The sequence below is a fragment of the Caldicoprobacter sp. genome (genome assembly GCF_047459465.1).
In the GTDB taxonomy this organism is placed as follows: domain Bacteria; phylum Bacillota; class Clostridia; order Caldicoprobacterales; family Caldicoprobacteraceae; genus Caldicoprobacter.
On record NZ_VSCO01000140.1, the window covers coordinates 1 to 4,580 of the forward strand.

Annotated in this window: 9 protein-coding genes; all 9 read right to left on the bottom strand. The window is 47.4% G+C overall.

Annotated elements, in window-relative coordinates:
* The coding region (gene rplP, locus FWJ59_RS08080; protein ID WP_414481446.1) for a 50S ribosomal protein L16 at nt 1-177 on the bottom strand (177 nt) is incomplete at its 3' end.
* Complete coding sequence (gene rpsC, locus FWJ59_RS08085) at nt 164-850, bottom strand: 30S ribosomal protein S3 (protein ID WP_414481439.1); 687 nt, start codon at nt 848-850, stop codon at nt 164-166. The genes rplP and rpsC, both read right to left, overlap by 14 nt.
* A gap of 14 nt (nt 851-864) precedes the next feature.
* The gene (rplV, locus tag FWJ59_RS08090; RefSeq protein WP_414481440.1) at nt 865-1,254 is read right to left on the bottom strand and encodes a 50S ribosomal protein L22; all 390 of its coding nucleotides are present in this window, start codon (nt 1,252-1,254) and stop codon (nt 865-867) included.
* A 35-nt stretch (nt 1,255-1,289) separates the two neighbouring features.
* Entirely contained in the window at nt 1,290-1,574 is a 285-nt protein-coding gene (gene rpsS, locus FWJ59_RS08095) for a 30S ribosomal protein S19 (protein WP_414481441.1), read from the bottom strand.
* Nucleotides 1,575-1,612: 38 nt separating this feature from the next.
* Nucleotides 1,613-2,440 carry a 50S ribosomal protein L2 gene (gene rplB / locus FWJ59_RS08100; protein WP_414481442.1) on the bottom strand — a complete coding sequence of 276 codons (828 nt, stop codon included), beginning with the start codon at nt 2,438-2,440 and terminating at the stop codon, nt 1,613-1,615.
* A 16-nt stretch (nt 2,441-2,456) separates the two neighbouring features.
* Entirely contained in the window at nt 2,457-2,756 is a 300-nt protein-coding gene (gene rplW / locus FWJ59_RS08105) for a 50S ribosomal protein L23 (protein WP_414481447.1), read from the bottom strand.
* Nucleotides 2,753-3,376 carry a 50S ribosomal protein L4 gene (rplD, locus tag FWJ59_RS08110; RefSeq protein WP_414481443.1) on the bottom strand — a complete coding sequence of 208 codons (624 nt, stop codon included), beginning with the start codon at nt 3,374-3,376 and terminating at the stop codon, nt 2,753-2,755. The genes rplW and rplD overlap by 4 nt, the downstream gene beginning before the upstream one ends.
* Nucleotides 3,377-3,408: 32 nt before the next feature.
* Nucleotides 3,409-4,050 (bottom strand): 50S ribosomal protein L3, encoded by a 642-nt coding sequence (gene rplC, locus FWJ59_RS08115; protein ID WP_414481444.1) that lies wholly within the window; start codon nt 4,048-4,050, stop codon nt 3,409-3,411.
* Between the two features lie 41 nt (nt 4,051-4,091).
* Complete coding sequence (gene rpsJ, locus FWJ59_RS08120) at nt 4,092-4,400, bottom strand: 30S ribosomal protein S10 (RefSeq protein ID WP_414481445.1); 309 nt, start codon at nt 4,398-4,400, stop codon at nt 4,092-4,094.
* Between the last annotated feature and the right edge of the window lie 180 nt (nt 4,401-4,580).

The window sequence follows — 4,580 nt, forward strand, 5'->3', positions numbered from 1 at the left end:
CCTGGTATACCTGGTAAGCGCTATACGCGCTGCTTCAATCTGATTGCTGGTAATCCAGCCAGGCTCTAGGGCCTGAAGACCATACTCTCCATAAGTAATGGTATTGCCCTTGGTGGCTTTCCCCTTCATCCTTCCACGCTGCTGCTTGCGATACTTTACTCTCTTAGGCATTAACATTGGTATTTCCCCCTTTTACTTTTGGTAAGTCTCCGTTCTTGGCTTTTGGGAGAACGTCTCCTTTATAGATCCATACCTTCACGCCAATACGTCCATATGTGGTATGGGCCTCTGCAAATCCGTAATCGATATCAGCCCTCAATGTCTGTAGAGGTATGGTCCCCTCATGGTATCTTTCACTTCTTGCAATTTCTGCGCCGCCCAAACGGCCGGACACCATCGTCTTTATACCCTTGGCCCCCGCTTTCATGGCCCGTGAAATGGCCTGCTTCATAGCACGTCTGAAGGAAATCCTCTTCTCGATCTGGGCAGCGATGTTCTCCGCCACCAGCTGGGCATCTAGCTCGGGCACCTTTATCTCTATGATGTTGATTATAACGCTCTTTTTAGTAAACTTCTCCAGCTCGTTTTTCAAAGCCTCTATGGCGGCCCCGCCTTTCCCTATGACAATCCCTGGCTTGGCGGTATGGATATTAATGCTAATTTTGTTGGCAGCCCTTTCAATCTGAATCCTTGAAATGCCGGCTGTATAGAGCTTATTCTTAATTAACTCCCTTATCTTTACATCCTCTATGAGGGTATCTGCAAACTGTTTTTTCGGAACAATCCATTTAGCGTCCCAATCCTTTATGATACCAACCCTCAACCCATGGGGGTGTACTTTTTGACCCACGAAATTATCCCTCCCTACTTGTTGATCTCGTCTAGCACGACGGTAATATGGCTGGTCCTCTTGCGGATTATATAAGCCATACCTCTTGCGCGCGGCCTAATTCTCTTCAGAGTAGGACCTTGATCAGCATATATTTCAGCCACATACAGATTGTCCTGGCTCATGTTCATATTGTTCTCGGCATTAGCGATAGCAGATTTCAACACCTTCATGACCGGTTTTGCAGCAGCTCGTGGTGTATTGGCCAGTATAGCCAAGGCCTCGTTGACCGTTTTGCCACGGATCAAATCTATTACCGCTCTCACCTTTCTGGGGGACATCCTGATGTATCTCGCAATCGCCCTGGGACGCGTATCCTTGTTTTGTTCGCGAGCTTTCGCCTTTTCCCTGATCCTGGTAGCCATGTGTACCGCCTCCTTTCATTAAATGGTCACAATGTTTACTTCAGTGACGTGGATTTTTCGGTATGGTCACCGTGCCCTCTAAACGTTCTGGTAGGAGCAAACTCGCCCAGCTTGTGTCCCACCATTTCTTCTGTGATGTATATCGGAACGTGCTTACGCCCGTCATGTACCGCTATGGTATGGCCCACCATCTCGGGTATAATTGTAGAAGCCCTAGACCAGGTCTTGATAACCGACTTTTTGCCTGACTCATTCATAGCTCTAATCTTCTTAAGCAGACTTTCAGCTACAAAGGGACCTTTCTTCCTTGAACGACTCATACATTCGCCTCCCTTCATCCAACCAAACCGCGTTTAAACTAACGCCTGCGTTTAATAATATACTTATCAGATTCCTTATTCTTTTTCCTGGTCTTGTAACCCAGAGTGGGTTTACCCCATGGTGTAACAGGCGCTGGTCGTCCAATAGGTGCTTTGCCTTCGCCACCGCCATGAGGATGATCCACAGGGTTCATAGCAGAACCGCGTACCGTGGGTCGTATGCCCATATGGCGCTTACGGCCAGCCTTACCAATGGAGACGTTCTCATGATCCAGGTTTCCAACCTGTCCAATTGTAGCTCTGCAATCCAAATGTATCATCCTTATTTCCCCAGAGGGCAACCTGACATGGGCGTAATCCCCCTCTTTGGCCATAAGCTGAGCGGCTCCACCTGCAGCTCGCACCAGCTGCCCCCCACGGCCCGGATACAGCTCTATGTTATGGATTACGGTTCCTACGGGGATATTCCTTAAGGGCAAGGCGTTCCCCACCTTGATGTCGACATTCTCGCCCGACATCACAATGTCTCCTACTTTCAAGCCCATAGGAGCCAGGATATACCTTTTTTCTCCATCCTTGTAATGGAGCAAGGCTATGTTGGCGGTCCTGTTGGGATCATATTCGATGGCCGCCACTTTAGCGGGAACGTTGTCCTTGTCCCTCTTAAAATCTATTATTCTGTACTTCCTCTTTACTCCACCGCCCCTGTGCCTGACGGTTATTCGACCCTCATTATTCCTTCCCGAATGCTTTTTTAAAGGTACCACCAAAGACCTCTCGGGTTCCTTCTTTGTAATCTCTTCAAAGGTTAATACGCTCATGTTGCGCCTACCAGGGGAGGTTGGCTTATATACTTTTATACCCATGATTCCTTATCCCTCCTTATTGCGCCATTCCCTCAAAGAACGGGATTTCCTTGCTGTCTGGAGCAAGCTTTACAATGGCTTTCTTGTATGCAGGCGTCCTACCGACATGGACACCTACCCTCCTGAGCTTTCCCTTATAGCGCATGGTATTTACTTTTTCCACCTTAACGCCAAATATCTCTTCTATAGCCTTTTTGATCTCTATCTTATTGGCGTTTATGTCTACTATAAAGGTATATTTCCTCTGCTGCATCTGGTTGTAGCTCTTCTCAGTCAAAACCGGCCTTATGATTATGTCATGGGGATTCTTCATTATGCGTACACCTCCTCTATGCGGCGCACGGCATCCTGCGTAGCTATGAAAGTATCATAGTTGAGGATATCCAGCACGTTGAGAGTGTTTACATAAGCAAGCTTGGCATCTGGAATATTGCGTATGGCTCTCTGTACCACTTCATCCTTTTCTGCCAAAACCACCAAAGCCTTTCTATTGACCTTGAGGTTTTTCAACACCTTTGCCATTTCCTTGGTCTTGGGCTGTGATAGTTTGAGCGAGTCAAGCACGACAATTTCATTATTCATTACCTTGGAAGACAATGCGCTCTTCATGGCCAATCTGCGGATCTTCTTTGGCACCGTGTAGGAATAGTCCCTCGGCTTGGGAGCAAAGACTACACCACCCTTCCTCCATATGGGCGAACGAATGCTACCATGCCGTGCTCGACCGGTACCTTTTTGCCTCCAGGGCTTCCTTCCGCCCCCACGCACTTCCCCGCGGGTCAAAGCGGACTGCGTGCCCTGACGTTTATTGGCCAATTGCATCTTTACCACTTGATATATAGCAGCTTCGTTGACCTCCACTCCAAATACCCCATCATCCAGATAGATCTCACCTACAGGGGTGCCTTCCATGTTATACAAAGCTACGTTGGGCATAACTTCTCCTCCCTTCTAAAAAGCTCTTACCCCTATTTCTTTGCGGCCTGCTTCACGGTTTCCTTGATAATCAATAATGCACCCTTAGGACCCGGTACCGCTCCCTTTATCAGCATGAGGTTCTTCTCGGGATCTACTTTAATAACCTCCAGATTTTGAATGGTTACCCTTTCAACTCCCATCCTGCCGGGAAGCTTTTTGGTCTTCAGTACACGGCCCGGAAATGTGGCAGAACCCATGGATCCAGGGCCTCTGTGATATTTTGAACCGTGGCTCTCTGGCCCTCTGCTGTGATTCCACCTCTTTATGTTGCCGGTAAAACCTTTACCTTTTGTATAACCGGTCACGTCAACGCGATCGCCTTTTGAAAAGATATCAGCTTTTATCTCGCTTCCCACTTTATAGTCCTCAACATTTTCAAGCTTCAGTTCCCTTAAATACCTCTTGTATGGAACCTTCGCTTTATCAAAATGCCCTTTTAAAGGTTTATTCACAAGCCTTTGAGGTATATCCTCAAAGCCAACCTGAACAGCGCTATACCCGTCTTTTTCGGGAGTCTTTATCTGGGTAACAACGCAAGGACCTGCTTCCACTACAGTTACCGGTATCAGCGAGCCGTCTTCGGTAAACACCTGGGTCATCCCCAATTTCTTACCCAGAATCGCCTTCCTCATTCATCTCAACCTCCATTCCCTAAGTAATGGCTTCCTACCTCTTATAGTTTGATCTCGATATCCACCCCAGTAGGAAGGTCCAGCTTCATCAAAGAATCGACAGTCTTGGGAGTAGGACTTAATATATCTATCAGGCGCTTGTGCGTCCTCATTTCAAACTGCTCGCGGGAGTCCTTATATTTGTGCGGAGCACGAAGTATAGTTATTATGCTCTTTTCCACTGGCAAAGGAATAGGACCTGATACCTTTGCTCCTGTCCTTTTGGCAGTCTCCACTATCTTCTGGGCCGACTGATCTATCAAGACATGATCATAGGCCTTTAACTTAATTCTAATTTTTTGAGTCGCCATATTCTCCCTCCTTTAAATACCACGCAGGTTTTACCCGGCCACATTTTAAACTAAATTAGGCACCTGCTTCATCCACTGTAACCACAGCGTCCACAGGTGTCTATTCCATAAGCTGCAACCCTATCATTACTCGATGATTTTGGTTACAGCACCAGCGCCTACCGTCCTGCCGCCTTCCCT